Origin of the sequence: Bacillus sp. SA1-12, from assembly GCF_000981385.1 — a bacterium.
Classification (GTDB): domain Bacteria; phylum Bacillota; class Bacilli; order Bacillales; family Bacillaceae; genus Metabacillus.
In genome coordinates, this window is sequence record NZ_LATZ01000009.1 from 1 (window position 1) to 18534 (window position 18534).

Genomic DNA, 18534 nt, shown 5'->3' on the forward strand with positions numbered 1-18534 from the left:
CAACAGTTCCAATAGTCCCTCTGTAAGAACTGTACTTCCGTGATTTTCTTTTGAACTTATCTCCTTTGAGTCCGAGTTTATTCATGATGCGTTGCACCTTTTTATGATTCACTTTAGAACCGCGATTTTTCAATTCTAGCTTGATACGACGATAACCATAATTGCCATTATTTTCATCAAAAATAGATTGAACAGTTTCCTCAAGTACGTGATCTGGATTTTTTTTCTTCATTACTTTTATATGATAATGATAGGAAGACTCCGGAATACCGACTATTCGTAAAACATCCTTTAATTTGAAGATTTCTTTGAGTTCGAATGATAACGCTGCTTGTGCTTTTCGAGATAGCCTTCCGGATCCATCTGAAAAGCTCGCAACTTTTTTAGGTATTCTACCTCTAAACGCAGAAGTTCGTTTTCTCTCTCCAATTTTTGTTCGTACGTCATTTCCTTTTCTTCTGCAACTTTTTTATTTCTTTTGTTCTTATTAAGATCAGACATGGATTGCCGTCCTTTCGGTCTATCCAGGGCCTCAGGACCACCCTCCAAAAAAACTTTCTTCCAAGAAGCTACCATAGAAGGGTTGGTTAGTCCAAATTGAAGGGCTGTATCAGTCTCTGAAGAACCTGTTCTTTTCATAAAGCTTAATACATCTAGCTTAAATTGAACAGAATAAGTTTCCTTGTTCTTCTTTCTCATTAACCCTTTCTCCCCAAATTTTTCGTAAGCTTTTACCCATCTCAAAATACGTGTAGAGTCTTTCATATTATACTTTTGTGCTAATAATCTATATCCCAATTTACCTTCTAAATACTCTTTTACAAGCTTTAACTTAAATTCTTCACTATATTTAGCCACTAAAAAACACCCCAATAATTAGATTTCACTCTAACTTTTGGGGTGCAGTCCACAGCACAGTTGCTTTTTCATTCATTCTGATTTATCCCTTTCGTAAGCGGAAGACTAAATCTTCATCAGGCGTTACATAGACAGTTTGCTGATTTTCGTATATTACGTATCCAGGTTTTGCACCGCTTGGCTTTTTAACATGCCTGATGGCTGTAAAATCTACAGGGACTGAGCTTGAATTTTTAGCTTTACTAAAATAAGCAGCAAGATTCGCAGCTTCCAAGATTGTCTCATCTGTTGGATTTTTACTTCGAATCACAACATGTGAGCCTGGAATATCTTTTGTGTGAAACCAAATATCATCCCTTGCAGCCAATTTGTTCGTCAAATATTCATTTTGCTTATTATTTTTGCCTACAAGAATCTCCGCACCATCACTTGAAAGATAATTCTCCAAACTCGGCTTTTGCAATTTTTTCTTTTTAGGATTTCTCGACTGCCTTTGTTTTAAATAACCGCCTTCTATTAATTCTTCACGGATTTCTTCTAGATCCTTAGGAGAAGCGGATTCGATTTGCTGAATCAATCCTTCAAAATAATTGATTTCCTCGTGTGCAATTTTTATTTGCTCTTGCACAACTTCAACTGAATTTTTAGCTTTTTGGTATTTTGAAAAATATTTTTGAGCATTTTCTGATGGTGTTTTTTGAACATCTAACGGAATGGTGATAGTTGGACTGTTTTCATCATAATAATTGATAACTTCAGCCGTTTTATCTCCCTTTTTCAGGGCATATAGATTTGCTGTTAATAGTTCACCATATACCCTCAACTGATTTGCTTTTTCGGCTTGATCAAGAGTAGTCTCTAATTTCTTGATTTTATTTTCATTTTTTTTCTTTTCATTTACAATAAACCGTTCTAAATCATTTCCCTGTTGCTTTACACGGTCTCTTTCCGCTTTTCCATAATAGTAACGATCAAGTAATTCTGAAATTGTCGGGAACAATTTGTTCTCAACCGATTCCAGGTGTGTGAGATTCAAGATATAAAAAAGTTCGCGATTATGCGGGTAGAAAATCTGTGGTTGAATCTGATGATTATTAAGTTCTCCTATCATCGATAAAAATACTTTTGGAATGGTTGTCCGATTGACCAACCCCGCACGATAAATCACTTCTTTTGCAAATAAAGGGGAGACACCAGCAAACTGCTGAACAAGCTGACTGTCAATTTTTCCGGAATTAAAGTCTAGTTTTTTCAAAACTGTTTCTTCATCTGCGTCAAATGGATTTACTTTTCCCTGACTTGGGGGTAATACGTACTCGTTACCTGGCAACACAGTTCTATGTCGATTAACAGCAGGTGAAATATGCTTCACACTATCTAAGATTATATTCCGTTCTTTATCAACGAGAATAATATTGCTATGTCGCCCCATTATTTCTACCATTAATCGCTTCTCTGTTAGATCCCCGAGCTCATTGCGACTTTTTATATCAATTATAATGATTCTTTCCATTTCGAGCTGTTCAATATTTTCAATCACACCGCCTTCAAGATGTTTCCGCAAAAGCATACAGAACATAGGGGGCTCACTAGGATTTTCATAACTCTCATTTGTCAAATGAATTCTTGCATAGCTGGGATGTGCGGAAAGAAATAAACGATGATTTTTCCCTCCTGCCCTAATTTGAAAGATGAGGTCATATTTATATGGCTGATAAATCTTTGTAACTTTTCCATTAGTAAGTGTATCTTTTAATTCTTTCGTTATGGCATATGTAAATAAACCATCAAATGACATGGCATAAACTCCTTCTGACAACGTGCATCGTTTGTATACGAATGAGCGTGTATCTAACAAAATTTTAGTTTCTTAATTATAGCATGTTTTTGGACGAGTCTGAATAAGTTGTGTTATAGCGGTAAAGAGCGACTGAACTCTAAAGCTGCCATAGCATCTCAAAAAGCTAAAACCAAAAGGAGCAAGACTTATAGCGAGATATAGCTGTAATCAAAGGCAAAATTTTTTTGTTTAAGGGGTGTGTAAAGGATTCATGAAGTGGCATGAAATGAGATCAGAAGAGGTAATCAATTCTATTGATACGGATGGTGAATTAGGACTTACTAGCAAGGAGGTTCATAAAAGGGAACAGAAATTTGGTTACAATGAATTAAAAGAGGCTGACCGCCCTTCGGCAATTATTGTGTTTTTAAGTCAATTTAAGGACTTTATGGTTTTAGTTTTATTAGCAGCAACACTAATCTCTGGATTACTGGGAGAATATATTGATGCTATTGCAATCATTGCTATTGTAATTGTTAATGGCATACTAGGATTTTTTCAAGAGCGAAAGGCGGAAAGGTCACTTGAAGCCTTAAAAGAGCTTTCGGCGCCACAGGTAATGGCTTTAAGAGATGGAGAGTGGATGAGAGTTCTCTCAAAGGAGCTTGTTCCTGGTGATGTTGTAAAATTTACAAGTGGTGACAGAATTGGTGCAGATATGCGTTTAATCGAATCAAAAAGCTTAGAGGTAGAGGAATCTGCTCTTACAGGTGAATCACTTCCTGTTCAAAAATCAACTCAGCCCATTACTGGTAAGGATGTTGGGATTGGTGACCTAACAAACATGGTCTTTATGGGGACTCTTGTAACAAGAGGGTCAGGCCTGGGAATTGTTGTAGGTACAGGGATGAATACTGCAATGGGCCAAATAGCTGATCTTCTTCAAAATGCCGAAACAATGGAAACACCTCTGCAGCGCCGTTTGGAGCAGTTAGGAAAAATCCTGATTGTTGTAGCCCTTTTCTTAACGGTGCTTGTTGTAGGAATTGGCGTACTTCAGGGCCATGACCTTTACAATATGTTTTTGGCGGGGGTATCATTAGCCGTCGCTGCAATTCCAGAAGGTTTGCCTGCCATTGTAACAGTCGCTCTTTCACTTGGAGTTCAGCGGATGATTAAGCAAAAATCAATAGTTCGTAAATTGCCAGCTGTAGAAACATTGGGCTGTGCGTCCGTTATTTGTTCTGACAAAACAGGAACGATGACGCAAAATAAAATGACAGTTACACATGTTTGGTCAGGTGATAGGCAATGGAATGTAAGCGGTACGGGCTATCATCCGCATGGAGAGTTCCTCCATAATGATCGAGCTGTGGATGTAGCTAAAACGAAAACCTTACAGCAAATCCTAACATTTGGCGCTCTATGTAATAGTGCATCCATCATTGAAAAAGAAGGAGATTACCGATTAGATGGTGATCCGACAGAAGGGGCTCTATTAGTTGCTGCGATGAAGGCCGGCCTTCATAAGGAAGTATTGTTGAGAAATTTTGAAGTAATTGAGGAGTTTCCGTTTGATTCAGCACGAAAAATGATGAGTGTGATAATTAAAGATAAAGCTGGCAAGCGATTTGTTGTAACAAAAGGAGCACCAGATGTTCTCCTTGGCTTATCAAAAGACATCTTATGGAATGAAAAACAAGAAAAGCTAGATCGAGAATACGACACAAAGGTAAAAACAGCTATAGAGTCTCTTGCTTCTCAAGCGTTAAGAACTATCGCCATCGCGTTTAAACCACTGCAAACAACTGACAAGGTAAATACAAGTTTTGAAGCAGAAAAAGATTTAGTCTTTATTGGTTTACAAGGTATGATTGATCCACCGCGTCCTGAAGTAAAACAAGCAGTAAAGGAATGTCGTGATGCAGGAATAAAGACAGTCATGATTACTGGTGACCATGTCATAACAGCAAAAGCTATTGCAAAACAATTAAATATTCTTCCCGCCAATGGCATGGTGATGGAAGGAAAGGATTTATCAGCACTATCCGTTGAGGAGCTGGAGGAAGTTGTTGATGATGTCTATGTATTTGCACGGGTTTCACCTGAGCATAAGTTAAAAATCGTCAAAGCGCTACAAAACAGAGGCCATATCGTCGCAATGACAGGTGATGGTGTCAACGATGCACCAGCTATTAAAGCAGCAGATATCGGCATATCTATGGGAATAACAGGAACAGATGTTGCAAAAGAAGCATCTTCGTTAGTATTGGTCGATGATAATTTTGCTACCATTAAGTCAGCGATTAAAGAAGGCAGAAATATTTACGAAAATATTCGTAAATTTATTCGTTACCTGTTAGCTTCTAATGTTGGTGAAATTCTTGTGATGTTATTTGCTATGCTTCTTGCCCTACCGCTGCCTCTCGTTCCTATTCAAATCCTTTGGGTGAATTTAGTGACAGATGGGCTTCCAGCGATGGCTCTTGGCTTAGATCAGCCAGAAGGCGATTTAATGAAACGAAAACCGCGTCATCCAAAAGAAGGTGTATTTGCTAGGGGGCTAGGCTGGAAAGTAGTATCCAGAGGATTTTTAATCGGTATTGCAACATTAGCCTCCTTTATGATCGTGTATTACCGTAATCCAGACGAGCTTGCTTATGCTCAAACCATTGCCTTTGCAACTCTAGTTATGGCACAGCTTATCCATGTATTTGACTGTCGTAGTGAAAAATCTATTTTTGAACGAAATCCCTTTGAAAATATATATTTGATTTGGGCGGTTATTTCTTCGATTCTCCTAATGCTTGTAGTGATCTATTATCCACCGTTGCAACCAATCTTCCATACGATTCCGATATTGCCTAGAGATTGGTTATTAGTTTTAGGATTATCCGCTATCCCAACTTTTTTACTTGCAGGATCACTTTTAACAAGAAAATCGGCATAGAATATGATATAATCCTCTAGGGGGTGACCCGAAAAGTCATCCCCTTTGCTAGTTGGCTAAAAAACATGATATTTTATTAATAGGTAATGTTAGTGGTTTTGGACAACAAAGGCGCTTGCGCTTTTCTTATAGAAAGTGATGTGGTACATAATGGTAGTAAGTATGACTGGTTTTGGCCGTTCAAGCAAAGAAATCGATTCATGTCTTGTTACGGTTGAAATCAAGTCAGTTAACCATCGTTTTTTAGATATCAGTCTAAAAATGCCGAAACAGTTCATGAGCATGGAAGATAAGATAAAAAAGCTTATCTCTAAATCAGTGAATAGAGGACGGGTTGAAGTTTACATCAATTTTGAAGGCGAATCTCTTGCACATCGGTCTATTCAAATTGACTGGGCCTTGCTAACACAGTATAAGCAATCATTGCAGCAATTGAAGGAACGGTTTTCTCTGAATGATGAAATTACGTTAAGTCAGATTCTTTCACTAGGTGAGGGAATTGACGTTCGTGAAGAAGCAACGATAAGTGAGAAAATCGAATCTGTGCTTTTACAAACTGTTGAGGAAGCTGTTAAACAGTTATCCGATATGAGACAAATTGAGGGTGAGCAACTTGCGTTCGATGTTAAAAAGCGACTTGCGGCTATGAGAGAAATCGCAGCTAATATTGACAAATTGGGACCAAAAGTTGTCGATCAATACCGGGAACGAATTGAAAAACGTGTAAAAGAATTTGTTGCTGGCAAGATTGATGAAAATCGAATTTTAACAGAAGTGGCTCTTTTTGCAGATAAAGCAGATATAAGTGAGGAAATAACGAGAATACATAGTCATATCCATCAGTTTCATGAATCATTACAAGAAGAAGGCCCCATTGGCAGAAAACTTGATTTCCTTGTTCAGGAGCTGAATAGAGAAGCAAATACAATCGGTTCCAAAGCAAATGATGGAAAAATCGCAAAAGATGTTGTCGAATTAAAAAGTATTATTGAAAAAATAAAAGAACAAGTCCAAAATATAGAATAGGTTTATTCTATCTTAACTGGCAGTTAATCTCTCTTTTTATAGATAAAGAAAAGCTTTGAAGTTAGAGAAAACATACTGCCTGTAAAGATCGGATAAGTTTCGCTAACCATCAGTGGGGAGAAACCTACTGATGGAAGTCTCACTTTATAAACCTTTGATTATAAATGGGCTAATAAGGCAAAAATAGATTTGTCCTTAAGTAGGGGGAGCATACATATGAGCATTAAACTAATAAATATCGGGTTTGGAAACATTGTTTCAGCAAACCGTATCATTTCGATTGTTAGTCCTGAATCAGCCCCAATTAAAAGAATTATTCAAGATGCCAGGGACAGAGGGATGTTAATAGATGCAACATATGGACGCCGAACTAGAGCTGTTGTCATAATGGATAGTGATCATATTATACTTTCAGCGGTACAGCCGGAAACAGTTGCACAAAGGCTATCTAATAAAGATGAGCTATCAGATGAAGGGTAGGGAGTAGAAATTTGATAAAAGAAAGAGGATTATTAATCGTCCTATCAGGACCTTCTGGTGTAGGAAAAGGAACGGTTAGAAAAGAGTTATTTTCACAAGAGGATACTGCATTTGAATATTCCATTTCAATGACAACAAGAAAGCCCCGTGAAGGAGAAGTTGATGGTGTCGATTATTTCTTTAAAACTAGAGAAGAATTTGAGAAATTGATCGCTGAAAATAAACTGTTGGAATGGGCGGAATACGTTGGAAATTATTATGGGACACCTGTTGATTATGTAGAGAAAACATTAAGTGAAGGGAAAGATGTGTTTCTTGAAATAGAAGTACAAGGTGCCCTGCAGGTTCGAAATTCATTTCCGGAGGGGTTGTTTATTTTTCTTAGCCCTCCCAGCTTAAATGAATTGAAAAACCGGATTGTGACAAGAGGAACAGAATCAGAGGAATTAATTAACAATCGTATGAAAGTAGCTAAAGAGGAAATTGTCATGATGGATGCATATGATTATGTTGTAGAAAATGATAATGTCTTATTAGCTTGTGATCGTATAAAAGCGATCGTGACAGCAGAGCACTGTCGTCGTGAACGTGTAGCTCCGCGCTATAAAAAAATTCTGGAGGTTGAATAATATGTTATATCCATCTATCGATGTCTTAATGAATAAATTAGATTCTAAATATACGCTTGTAACTGTAGCTGCTAAACGTGCGCGGGAAATGCAGGAGCTAAGTGATCAGCAAATAGCAAAGCCTGTATCATATAAATATGTTGGGAAAGCTTTAGAAGAGATTAATGCAGGACTTTTAAATTATCAAAGACCAGAGAAATAAATCTTTAAAAAAATAACAACCTTATTATAGGTTGTTATTTTTTTCAGGAAGCGAAAAGGTTTGAAAATATGATTAGGGAATCCGTTATTAAAGTAGGTGGAGAGAATGATAGCTGGAAAGAAAATTTTATTATGTGTCAGCGGGGGAATTGCTGTATACAAAGCCTGTATCCTAACAAGTAAATTAGTGCAAGCTGGCGCTGAAGTGAAGGTTATTATGACCGACTCTGCGATGGAATTTGTTTCACCGTTAACCTTTCAGGCGCTATCACGGAATGATGTTTTTTTTGATACATTTGATGAAAAAAATTCAAAGGTCATCGCACATATTGATTTAGCCGACTGGGCAGATATCGTCATAGTTGCTCCTGCAACGGCGAATACGATCGGCAAGCTTGCAAATGGCATTGCTGACGATATGCTGACAACGACATTGCTGGCAACAACTGCAAATGTATGGATCGCACCAGCTATGAATGTACATATGTACGATCACCCAGCGGTAAAGAAAAATATCAGGACACTTTTTGATTATGGTTATCAGTTTATTGAGCCAAGTGAAGGCTACTTAGCTTGTGGTTATGTTGGAAAAGGAAGACTTGAAGAACCTGAGAAAATTGTTGCCCTCCTAAATAGGCATTTTGAAAAACTCGATTTAGGCATGCCGTTAAAGAATGTAAAGATATTGATTACTGCAGGACCTACAAGAGAAAAAATTGATCCTGTACGGTATTTTACAAATCATTCTTCGGGAAAAATGGGATATGCCATTGCTGAAGTAGCTGAAATGCTCGGAGCAAATGTTACATTAATTACCGGTCCTACTAATCTTGTACCTCCAGAGAATGTAACAACGATTCAAATTGAATCTGCAAAGGAAATGTATGAAAGCGTGATGGCATACTTTCCGCATACAGATGTTGTAATCAAATCTGCTGCAGTTGCAGATTATCGTCCACGTTATACCTATGATCAAAAACTAAAAAAACAACAGGATAATCTTGAGGTTGAAATGGAGAGAACAACTGATATCTTAAAAGAATTAGGAAAGCAAAAACAACATCAGCTTTTAGTAGGATTTGCTGCAGAGACGAGCAATATAGAAGAATATGCAAAGAAAAAGCTCGAAACAAAAAATCTTGACTTAATTGTGGCAAATAATGTAACCGCTAAGGGAGCTGGCTTTGGAACAGACACAAATATTGTAACAATTTTTGAGAGAAACTTAGGAAAACTTGAGCTTCCGCTAATGTCAAAGCATGATGTAGCAAAAAAGCTGTTAGAAAAAATAGATATGCTTTTAAGGGAGCAAGTTAGATGAAATATGCAAGTGTCATTGTTGATGTTCCAGCCATGCAAACAGACCGGGCATTTGATTATAAAATTCCTGATGAGTGGCAAGAGCTAGTAACACCAGGGGTAAGAGTCATCGTTCCCTTTGGTCCGAGAAAGGTTCAAGGATTTGTCATTGAGACAAAGGCCCATTCAGATTTCAAACGGATTAAAGCTATTTCCGAACTATTGGATTTAACACCATGTTTAACAACTGAGCTCCTTCAACTTGGCCAATGGTTAACGGAGAAAACATTATGCTTTAAAATTTCTGCATTTCAAGCCATGCTGCCTGCTGCCATGAAAGCGAAATACGGTAAGGTTTTAAGAGTTATGGCAGAGGATGTATCCAATTTAGCAGAAGACCTTCAGCCATTTTTTCTAAGAAGTATGCAAGTTGATTTAAAAGAAATCGAACAAGCGGTTCCGCTCAAAATCATTCAAAAGGAAATTGCACTTGGGCATGTTGAGGTTTTTTATAAGGTTAAACAAAAAGCGAATAAAAAGACCATAAAGCATATCAAACGCAATGAATCTTTCTCCAAATTAGCTGAAATTGTGAAAGAACTTCCTGCTAATGCGAAAAAACAAAGCGAAATCATTGCCTATTTCGTTGAAAATCAAATAAATGAAATCCCATTGCAAGACTTATTGACAGAGTTAAATACGTCAGATAGCTCAGTAAAAGCTCTTTTAAAAAAAGGGATCCTTATTGAAAAGCATAAAGAAATTTACCGTGACCCGTTTCAAGATAAAGTGTTTAAAAAAACAAGCAGCTTGCCTTTAAATCTTGAACAACAACAGGCAATAACACCAATCTTAAAAACAATTAAAGAGAATAGCCATGATGTCTTTCTAATGTACGGAGTTACAGGAAGCGGAAAAACAGAGGTGTATTTGCAGTCAATTGAAGAAGTGCTTAAAAACGGCAAAGAAGCGATTGTTCTTGTTCCGGAAATTGCCCTAACCCCGCAGATGGTGGATCGATTTAAAGGCCGCTTTGGATCAAAAGTGGCAGTCCTTCACAGCGGACTTTCTACTGGTGAAAAATATGATGAATGGAGAAAAATTCAACGGAAAGAGGTTCAGCTTGTAGTCGGGGCACGATCTGCCATCTTTGCCCCATTTGAAAATCTCGGAATGATTATTATCGATGAAGAGCATGAATCAAGTTATAAGCAAGAAGAAAATCCGCGCTACCATTCCCGTGATGTTGCCATATATCGTGGACAGCTTCACAACTGTCCAGTTGTGTTAGGCAGTGCAACTCCGACTCTAGAATCCTTTGCACGAGCAAAAAAGGGTGTTTATAAACTCCTCTCCTTAAAAGAGAGAGTAAATAAACGATCAATGCCAAGTGTTGAAATTGTCGATATGCGGGAAGAATTAAGAAATGGCAATCGAAGCATGTTTTCAACAGCTTTAATTGATAAATTAACCGATAGGCTGAAAAAGGGAGAACAATCAGTGCTATTTCTTAATCGAAGAGGTTATTCCTCCTTTGTCATGTGCCGTGATTGCGGCTATGTTATTCAATGCCCGCACTGTGATATCTCCCTCACCTATCATCGGCATGGACAGCAGCTAAAATGTCATTATTGTGGGTATGAAGAACAGATGCCTTCGGTTTGCCCAGAGTGCCAAAGTGAGCATATTCGTTTCTTTGGAACGGGAACACAAAGAGTCGAGGAAGAACTAGTCAAGGTTTTACCGCAATCGCGTATCATTCGAATGGATGTGGATACAACAGTAAGAAAGGGTGCCCATGAAATGCTATTAACTCAGTTTGGTAATAAAGAGGCGGATATTTTATTGGGGACACAAATGATTGCAAAAGGTCTTGATTTTCCTGATGTGACACTTGTTGGTGTTTTAGCTGCAGATACAATGCTTAATCTTCCCGATTTTCGTGCAGCCGAAAAGACCTTTCAGTTGTTAACTCAGGTGAGTGGCAGGGCAGGAAGACATGAACTGCCTGGAGAGGTCATTATTCAAACATATGCACCTGAGCATTATAGCATTCAGTTAGCAAGCCAATATGATTATGATTTGTTTTATCAGCAAGAAATGCTAACTAGAAAAAATCTTTCCTATCCGCCGTATTACTATCTTGCTCTTTTAACTATTTCTCATCCGGAAATAACTAAAGTTGTAGCTGTCACTGAACAAATCGTTCAGTTTTTAAGAAGGAATGTTGAAAACGAAACGAAAATACTTGGACCGGTTGCTTCACCTATCCCGCGGATCAAAGATAGATATCGATACCAATGCATGGTAAAATACAAGCGGGAAAAAAACTTATATGAAACATTAAGAAAAATCATTGAACACTATCAGCAAGAAATGAGTTCAGATCAATTAATTATTTCCATCGATTTAAGCCCTAATACAATGATGTAACGATAGTCTGAAAAATGATCAATCGCTTTTGCGACTAATTTACGATGTACATGAACAGTTATGAAATAGATTCTGATTCAAAAAAGTACAATGTATTTGTAGCTGAACAATTTGCTTATGCTTTTAAATAGTTTGGAGGAATTTTTTTGGCAGTGAAACCTATTGTTATGTTTCCGGCAGAAGTTTTAGAAAAGCCCTGTGAAAAGGTAACGATTTTTGACCGGAAGCTGACAAAGCTTTTAGCAGATATGTATGATACGATGATTGAAAATGATGGTGTTGGATTGGCAGCACCCCAAATAGGAAATTCAAAACAAATTGCCATCGTTGATATTGATGATCATCATGGAACAATTGAATTAATTAATCCCGAAATTCTTGAGGAGCACGGGATACAGACAGGCCCAGAAGGATGTTTAAGCTTTCCTGGATTATTCGGGGAGGTTACAAGAGCGAATTATGTAAAGGTAAGAACGTTTACCCGCAAAGGAAAAGTTAAAATTATTGAAGCTGAAGGGTTTCTTGCTCGGGCCATTCAGCATGAAATTGACCATCTTAATGGAGTATTATTCACATCAAAGGTAGAAAAGTATTTAGATGAAAAAGATTTGGAAAGTACGGAAGGATGAATAGGATGACAAAAATTGTATTTATGGGAACACCTGACTTTTCAGTGCCGATTTTACGCAGGCTTGTGAAAGAGGGCTATGACATTGTTGGAGTCGTTACCCAGCCTGACAGACCAAAAGGGCGAAAAAAGGCATTAACTCCTCCGCCTGTTAAGGTTGAAGCAGAGAAACATCAAATTAAAGTGCTGCAGCCCGAAAAAATTCGGGAGGAATTAGATGATGTCCTTTCATTAGAACCTGACCTCATCGTCACTGCAGCATTTGGACAGTTATTACCAAAAGAACTACTAGATGCACCCAAATATGGCTGTATAAATGTTCATGCTTCATTATTACCAGAATTACGCGGTGGAGCTCCGATTCATTATTCTATTCTGCAAGGGAAGACTAAAACAGGGATCACGATCATGTATATGGCTGAAAAGCTTGATGCAGGTGATATTTTAACACAGGTTGAGGTAGAAATTGAGGAACGGGATACAGTAGGTACTCTGCATGACAAGCTTAGTAAAGCCGGAGAAAATCTGTTATCAGAAACAATTCCGTTATTACTCGACGGCAAGCTCACCCCGCAAAAACAGGATGATTCTAAAGCGACATTTGCATCAAATATTAAACGGGAACAGGAAAAGGTTGATTGGACAAAGTCTGGGGAGGAGATTTATAACCAAATCCGTGGATTAAACCCTTGGCCTGTTGCGTTTACTACACATAACAAGCAAACGATGAAATTGTGGTGGGGCGAAAAAATGCCAAATAAAAATGATTCTGAGCCTGGAACAATAATTGGGATGGACCATGATGGTTTTGTAGTAGCAACAGGAAATCAAACTGCGATAAAAATCACTGAACTTCAGCCATCAGGTAAAAAGAAAATGAGCGGAGAAGATTATTTGAGAGGTTCGACAATTTCCGTTGGGGAAAAGTTAGGCGATGACAATGAAAAAACAACAAACTAATGTCCGTGATGTAGCAGTCGAAACTTTATTACAAATAGAAAAAAATCAAGCTTATAGCAACTTGCTTTTAAATACCATGATTAATAAGTATAAAGTTAATGAGAAGGATATCGCCTTATTAACGGAACTTGTTTATGGGACCCTTCAAAGACGCGAAACATTAGACTATTTTTTAGCCGGTTTTTTAAAAAAGGCAAAAAAAATAGAGGTATGGGTACAGATTTTATTACGAATTTCTATCTATCAAATGGTCTATCTAGATCGTATTCCTGAAAGAGCAGTTTTATTTGAAGCAGTTGAAATAGCGAAAAAACGCGGGCATAAAGGGATCGCTTCATTTGTTAATGGTGTGCTTCGGTCTGTTCAACGAGAAGGCATTCCAAACCTTGAAGAATTGAGAGATCCAATTCTGAATCTTTCAATTAAAACAAGTCATCCATTATGGATGGTGAAAAAATGGGTAGAACAATTTGGCTATGAAGAAACAGAAAAAATGTGTGAAGAAAATTTAGTTCCTCCATCACAAACAGCTCGTGTAAATCAAACAAAAATAACGGTTGAAGAGCTGTTGGAAGAGTTACAAAATAAAGGGATCGGGATTGAGCGCGGCGACCTATCAGAAGATGCAATAAAAGGTCTTAAAGGTAATCTTGCTTTAACGGAAGCATTTAAAGAAGGAAAACTTACTATTCAAGATGAGAGCTCCATGTTAGTAGCAAGGGTTCTGAACCCTCAACCCGGAGAAAAAATTTTAGATGCTTGTGCTGCACCTGGGGGGAAATCCACACATTTAGCGGAACGTATGAAGGGAACGGGAATCGTACATTCTCTGGATTTACATGAACATAAAGTTAAGCTGATTAAACAGCAAGCTGACCGATTGCAATTGCAAAATATTGAAGCAGAAGCTTTAGACAGCAGAAAAGCGGGAGAACGGTTTGAAAAAGAGAGTTTTGATCGTATTTTAGTCGATGCCCCGTGTTCAGGATTCGGCGTAATCCGAAGAAAACCTGATATTAAATATACGAAAACTGGTGAAGATGTTAATAGGCTTGCTGCTCTGCAACACAGTATATTACAAGCTGTTGCCCCTTTATTAAAGAGGAATGGTGTGTTAGTTTATAGTACATGTACAATTGATCATGAAGAAAATACTGATGTTGTTCAAAAGTTTTTAGAGGATCATCCAGACTTTGAACGTGATGAAAGCATAACAGATACCTTGCCGAAAAGGCTTCATCCATATATCAAAAATGGTGAGATACAGCTGCTGCCGCATTATTTTGGATCAGACGGTTTTTATATAGCATGTTTACGAAAGAAGGGTTAAAATTGGATCAGATAAAAGCAACAAGAATGAAAAAAGACAGCAAAGAAATAAGCAATAGTCCCTCGATTTATTCACTTGAATTGCATGAATTAGAGGAATGGTTAAAAGAGAAGGGGGAAAAAGCTTTTCGCGCGAACCAAATCTTTGATTGGCTTTACATCAAACGAGCGTCAAGCTTTGAAGAAATGTCGAACCTTTCTAAGAGCTTAAGGGCGTTATTAAGTGAACATTTCACATTAACAACATTAAAAACCCTTATTCAACAAACGTCTAAGGATGGTACAATAAAGTTTTTATTTGAATTGCATGACGGCTATTCAATTGAAACTGTATTAATGAGACATGAATATGGCAACTCAGTTTGCGTTACCACACAAGTAGGCTGTCGAATCGGTTGTACGTTTTGTGCATCCACACTTGGAGGACTTAAAAGAAACCTAGAAGCAGGAGAAATCGTTGCTCAAGTCGTAAAAGTACAACAAGCGCTTGATGAATTTGACGAACGAGTTAGCCATGTTGTCATAATGGGGATTGGTGAACCATTTGATAATTACGATGAAATGATGTCCTTCTTAAAAATAATCAACCATAATAAAGGATTAAATATTGGCGCTCGCCATATTACCGTATCAACAAGCGGTATTATCCCTAAAATTTATAAATTTGCTGATGAAAAGCTGCAAATTAATTTTGCTATTTCGTTACATGCACCAAATACCGAATTACGTACAAAGTTAATGCCGATTAATAAAGCATACAAACTTCCTGATTTAATGGAAGCTGTAAGATACTATATTGATAAAACCGGAAGAAGGGTCAGTTTTGAATATGGTTTGTTCGGCGGTGAAAACGACCAGGTTGAACATGCTGAAGAGTTAGCACGTTTAGTAAAAGGTTTGAAGTGTCACATAAACTTAATTCCAGTTAACTATGTACCTGAACGAAATTATGTTCGTACACCTAAAGAACAAATTAAATTATTTGAGGATACGCTAAAAAAGCATGGTGTAAACGTAACAACAAGAAGAGAACAAGGTCATGACATCGATGCGGCTTGCGGACAACTTCGAGCTAAGGAGCGTAAAGAGGAGACGAGGTGACCATGGTGGAAACTTTTTATTTGTCTGACAGGGGAAGGGTTAGACCGCATAATGAAGATTGTGTTGGAGTTTTTGAAAATGAGGCTGGTGTTTTAGCGATTATAGCTGATGGTATGGGAGGTCATCTGGCTGGTGATATTGCAAGCCAAATGACCATCTCATGCTTTAAAACCTTATGGGAGCAAGCTGAGTCTATTGCAAGTCCACAAGATGCTGAGGCTTGGTTTGCTGACAAAGTTTTGGAAGTAAATAAAGCTGTTTATGAACATTCAATATCAAATCCGGAATGTCAGGGAATGGGCACTACGATCGTTGGAGCGATTGTTACTTCTAGCTTTGCCACAATCGGACATATTGGGGATAGTCGCTGCTATTTATTAAATAATAGCGGCTACAAACAAGTGACACAAGACCATTCACTGGTAAATGAACTAGTAAGATCAGGTCTAATATCAAAAGAAGATGCAGAACATCATCCGCGAAAAAATGTCTTGTTACGATCTTTAGGCACCGAACAAACGGTTGAATTAGATGTATTTACAATTGAATTTGAACAAGATGATGTGCTTCTATTATGCTCCGATGGATTATCGAATAAAGTAACTGATCAGGAAATGCAGCTTGAGCTTTCAAATAGCCAACCACTTCCAGAAAAGGCGAAAACGTTAGTGGAATTAGCAAATGAAAATGGCGGAGAGGATAATATATCTCTTGTGATTGTAAGAAAGACGGCAAATCATGAATTAGGTGAAAAGCCGTGCTAATAGGAAAAAGAATTAGTGGTCGTTATAAAATTCTGGAAGTCATTGGCGGAGGCGGGATGGCAAATGTTTATCTGGCCAAAGACATGATTCTGGAAAGAGAAGTTGCAATGAAAGTGTTGCGATTTGATTTTTCTAACGATGACGAATTTATTAAAAGGTTTCGAAGAGAAGCGCAGTCTGCAACAAGCTTAGCCCATCCTAATGTGGTTAGTATTTATGATGTCGGTGAAGAAGATGGTATATATTACATTGTGATGGAGTATGTAAAAGGTCAAACCTTAAAGCAATACATACAACAATTTGCTCCGATTCACCCAAGAGAAGCAGCGAATATCATGGTACAAATTGTTTCGGCCATTCAACATGCGCATGACAATCATATCGTTCACCGTGATATCAAACCGCATAACATTCTAATTGATCATCATGGCAATGTAAAAGTAACCGACTTTGGAATTGCCATGGCGCTTAGTTCAACCACAATCACGCAAACAAATTCCGTGTTAGGTTCAGTTCATTATTTATCACCTGAACAAGCACGAGGTGGTTTAGCAAATAAAAAATCGGATATTTATTCTATTGGAATCGTTTTATTTGAGCTTTTAACTGGAAGGCTGCCATTTGATGGTGAATCTGCTATTTCCATAGCCTTGAAGCATTTGCAATCAGAAACACCGTCTCCAAAAAGATGGAATCCTGATATCCCGCAAAGCATCGAAAATATTATATTAAAAGCCACAGCGAAAGATCCCTTTCATCGATATGATTCGGCTGAAGAAATGGAAAAGGATATTGAAACTGCATTTGACGTAAGCAGATTGTCAGAGCCTAAGTTCACCATACCTGATGATGATGAAGCAACAAAGGCTATACCTATAATTACAAATGAAACAATGGAAAAGCATAAGGCAGATGATACGATAGTTCATACACCAAATGACGAACAAAAGCCTGAAGTGAAGCAGGATAATAAGCAAAAGAAGCATAAACAGAAAAAAGAAAAGAAGCCGAAAAAAAGAAAAAGCAAGCTTGCCATTTTTATTATTACCACTTTTATCGTTTTAATAATAGGAGGTATTGCTGCTTTTACGATCCTTCCTCCACTCCTGCTGCCTAAAGATATTGAAGTGCCTGATGTAACCGGGGAAACCTATGATGAAGCAGTAAAAACCCTTCGTGAAGAAGGATTTGAAATAGCAGAGCCTGTCCAAATATCAGATGAAGAAATTCAAGAGGGGCATGTAATAAAAACAAATCCTGAAGCGTCTGAAATAACAAAGGAAGGTTCAATGATTACGATTTATGAAAGTACTGGTAAAGAAAAAGTTATGCTTGATGATTATGTAGGAAGAAATATTGACCGGGTAAAATCAATTCTTGAAATGAAAGGTTTTACAAATATTGACGTTAAAGAGGAACCAAATGAAATCCAGCCTGCAGGAACAATATTAGCCCAATCTCCTGAAGTAGGAGATGAAGTGATTCCATCTGAGGACTCAATAGAATTTACGGTAAGTTCAGGACCTAAACTTTTGAAAATCGATAATCTTGTCGGTAAAAAGAAGGATCAGGTTGATGAGTATATAAGTTCAAATGGGTTTTACTCAACTGAAACTGAAAGCTATTCACCTAATGTTCCACAGGGCCATCTCATTTCACAAACTCCTAAAGCAGGAGAAGAGGTTGTTCCAAAGGAGACCACGCTGCAGCTAGTCTATTCATTAGGCCCGGAACCGGAACCGCCAAAAACGGTATCAGAAGTTGTTGAGATTCCATACGAGCCTGAACAAGAAGGACAGGAGCTAGAAGTTTCTATTTATATTGATGATGTGGACCATTCCATTTCAGATCTATATGAAACTTTTAAAATTACAAGCCCGCAAACGAAAAGATTAGAATTAAAAATAGCTCCGGGTGATGAAGGATACTATCAGATATTAATTGACAGTAAAGTTGTGACCTCTAAAATTATCCCATATCCAGCAGAATAATAATGTTATTATCTTACGGAAAAGCGATGGTTTTAGGTATAGCAGTATCATTTATATCACAAACTTTTACTATTGAATTTTAAATAAAATTAAAAGATTATCTAT

Annotated in this window: 16 protein-coding genes; 13 read left to right on the forward strand and 3 right to left on the reverse strand. The window is 37.6% G+C overall.

The window, feature by feature from the left end:
- The 3 genes from WQ54_RS07975 to WQ54_RS07985 all read right to left on the reverse strand — a co-directional run.
- Positions 1–232: IS3 family transposase (locus WQ54_RS07975; RefSeq protein WP_046514583.1), on the reverse strand; the 232-nt coding region annotated here is incomplete at its 3' end.
- A 59-nt stretch (positions 233–291) separates the two neighbouring features.
- Positions 292–858 carry a helix-turn-helix domain-containing protein gene (locus WQ54_RS07980; protein ID WP_046514586.1) on the reverse strand — a complete coding sequence of 189 codons (567 nt, stop codon included), beginning with the start codon at positions 856–858 and terminating at the stop codon, positions 292–294.
- An 82-nt stretch (positions 859–940) separates the two neighbouring features.
- The gene (locus WQ54_RS07985; RefSeq protein WP_046514588.1) at positions 941–2656 is read right to left on the reverse strand and encodes an NFACT RNA binding domain-containing protein; all 1716 of its coding nucleotides are present in this window, start codon (positions 2654–2656) and stop codon (positions 941–943) included.
- A 253-nt stretch (positions 2657–2909) separates the two neighbouring features.
- Between WQ54_RS07985 and WQ54_RS07990 the strand changes: the two genes are divergently transcribed.
- From WQ54_RS07990 to pknB, 13 genes are all read left to right on the forward strand, one after another.
- Positions 2910–5588, forward strand: coding sequence for a calcium-translocating P-type ATPase, SERCA-type (locus WQ54_RS07990; protein ID WP_046514591.1), 2679 nt, complete (start codon positions 2910–2912; stop codon positions 5586–5588).
- Between the two features lie 150 nt (positions 5589–5738).
- Positions 5739–6614: a YicC/YloC family endoribonuclease gene (locus WQ54_RS07995; protein WP_046514594.1), complete on the forward strand. Its 876-nt coding sequence runs from the start codon at positions 5739–5741 to the stop codon at positions 6612–6614.
- Positions 6615–6830: 216 nt separating this feature from the next.
- The gene (gene remA, locus WQ54_RS08000) at positions 6831–7094 is read left to right on the forward strand and encodes an extracellular matrix/biofilm regulator RemA (protein ID WP_026559405.1); all 264 of its coding nucleotides are present in this window, start codon (positions 6831–6833) and stop codon (positions 7092–7094) included.
- Between the two features lie 14 nt (positions 7095–7108).
- Positions 7109–7723 (forward strand): guanylate kinase, encoded by a 615-nt coding sequence (gene gmk / locus WQ54_RS08005; RefSeq protein ID WP_046515029.1) that lies wholly within the window; start codon positions 7109–7111, stop codon positions 7721–7723.
- A 1-nt stretch (position 7724) separates the two neighbouring features.
- Entirely contained in the window at positions 7725–7925 is a 201-nt protein-coding gene (rpoZ, locus tag WQ54_RS08010) for a DNA-directed RNA polymerase subunit omega (RefSeq protein WP_046514597.1), read from the forward strand.
- A gap of 105 nt (positions 7926–8030) precedes the next feature.
- The gene (coaBC, locus tag WQ54_RS08015; RefSeq protein ID WP_046514599.1) at positions 8031–9245 is read left to right on the forward strand and encodes a bifunctional phosphopantothenoylcysteine decarboxylase/phosphopantothenate--cysteine ligase CoaBC; all 1215 of its coding nucleotides are present in this window, start codon (positions 8031–8033) and stop codon (positions 9243–9245) included.
- Positions 9242–11656, forward strand: coding sequence for a primosomal protein N' (priA, locus tag WQ54_RS08020; RefSeq protein ID WP_046514602.1), 2415 nt, complete (start codon positions 9242–9244; stop codon positions 11654–11656). Before coaBC ends, priA begins: the two co-directional genes overlap by 4 nt.
- Positions 11657–11802: 146 nt before the next feature.
- Complete coding sequence (gene def, locus WQ54_RS08025) at positions 11803–12285, forward strand: peptide deformylase (protein WP_046514610.1); 483 nt, start codon at positions 11803–11805, stop codon at positions 12283–12285.
- A gap of 5 nt (positions 12286–12290) precedes the next feature.
- Positions 12291–13244 carry a methionyl-tRNA formyltransferase gene (gene fmt / locus WQ54_RS08030; RefSeq protein WP_046514613.1) on the forward strand — a complete coding sequence of 318 codons (954 nt, stop codon included), beginning with the start codon at positions 12291–12293 and terminating at the stop codon, positions 13242–13244.
- Positions 13219–14574, forward strand: a complete 1356-nt coding sequence (gene rsmB / locus WQ54_RS08035) for a 16S rRNA (cytosine(967)-C(5))-methyltransferase RsmB (protein ID WP_084821901.1) — start codon at positions 13219–13221, stop codon at positions 14572–14574. The genes fmt and rsmB overlap by 26 nt, the downstream gene beginning before the upstream one ends.
- 2 nt (positions 14575–14576) lie before the next feature.
- The gene (gene rlmN / locus WQ54_RS08040; RefSeq protein WP_197089567.1) at positions 14577–15674 is read left to right on the forward strand and encodes a 23S rRNA (adenine(2503)-C(2))-methyltransferase RlmN; all 1098 of its coding nucleotides are present in this window, start codon (positions 14577–14579) and stop codon (positions 15672–15674) included.
- Between the two features lie 5 nt (positions 15675–15679).
- Positions 15680–16438: a Stp1/IreP family PP2C-type Ser/Thr phosphatase gene (locus WQ54_RS08045; protein ID WP_046515037.1), complete on the forward strand. Its 759-nt coding sequence runs from the start codon at positions 15680–15682 to the stop codon at positions 16436–16438.
- Positions 16432–18429, forward strand: coding sequence for a Stk1 family PASTA domain-containing Ser/Thr kinase (gene pknB / locus WQ54_RS08050; protein WP_046514617.1), 1998 nt, complete (start codon positions 16432–16434; stop codon positions 18427–18429). The genes WQ54_RS08045 and pknB overlap by 7 nt, the downstream gene beginning before the upstream one ends.
- The last annotated feature ends 105 nt before the right edge of the window (positions 18430–18534 follow it).

Coding starts and splice junctions, on each gene's coding strand:
- WQ54_RS07985 (WP_046514588.1), bottom strand. CDS start 2,656: ATGTCATTTGATGGTTTATTTACATATGCCATAACGAAAGAATTAAAA.
- WQ54_RS07990 (WP_046514591.1), top strand. CDS start 2,910: ATGAAGTGGCATGAAATGAGATCAGAAGAGGTAATCAATTCTATTGAT.
- WQ54_RS07995 (WP_046514594.1), top strand. CDS start 5,739: ATGGTAGTAAGTATGACTGGTTTTGGCCGTTCAAGCAAAGAAATCGAT.
- remA (WP_026559405.1), top strand. CDS start 6,831: ATGAGCATTAAACTAATAAATATCGGGTTTGGAAACATTGTTTCAGCA.
- rpoZ (WP_046514597.1), top strand. CDS start 7,725: ATGTTATATCCATCTATCGATGTCTTAATGAATAAATTAGATTCTAAA.
- coaBC (WP_046514599.1), top strand. CDS start 8,031: ATGATAGCTGGAAAGAAAATTTTATTATGTGTCAGCGGGGGAATTGCT.
- priA (WP_046514602.1), top strand. CDS start 9,242: ATGAAATATGCAAGTGTCATTGTTGATGTTCCAGCCATGCAAACAGAC.
- fmt (WP_046514613.1), top strand. CDS start 12,291: ATGACAAAAATTGTATTTATGGGAACACCTGACTTTTCAGTGCCGATT.
- rsmB (WP_084821901.1), top strand. CDS start 13,219: ATGACAATGAAAAAACAACAAACTAATGTCCGTGATGTAGCAGTCGAA.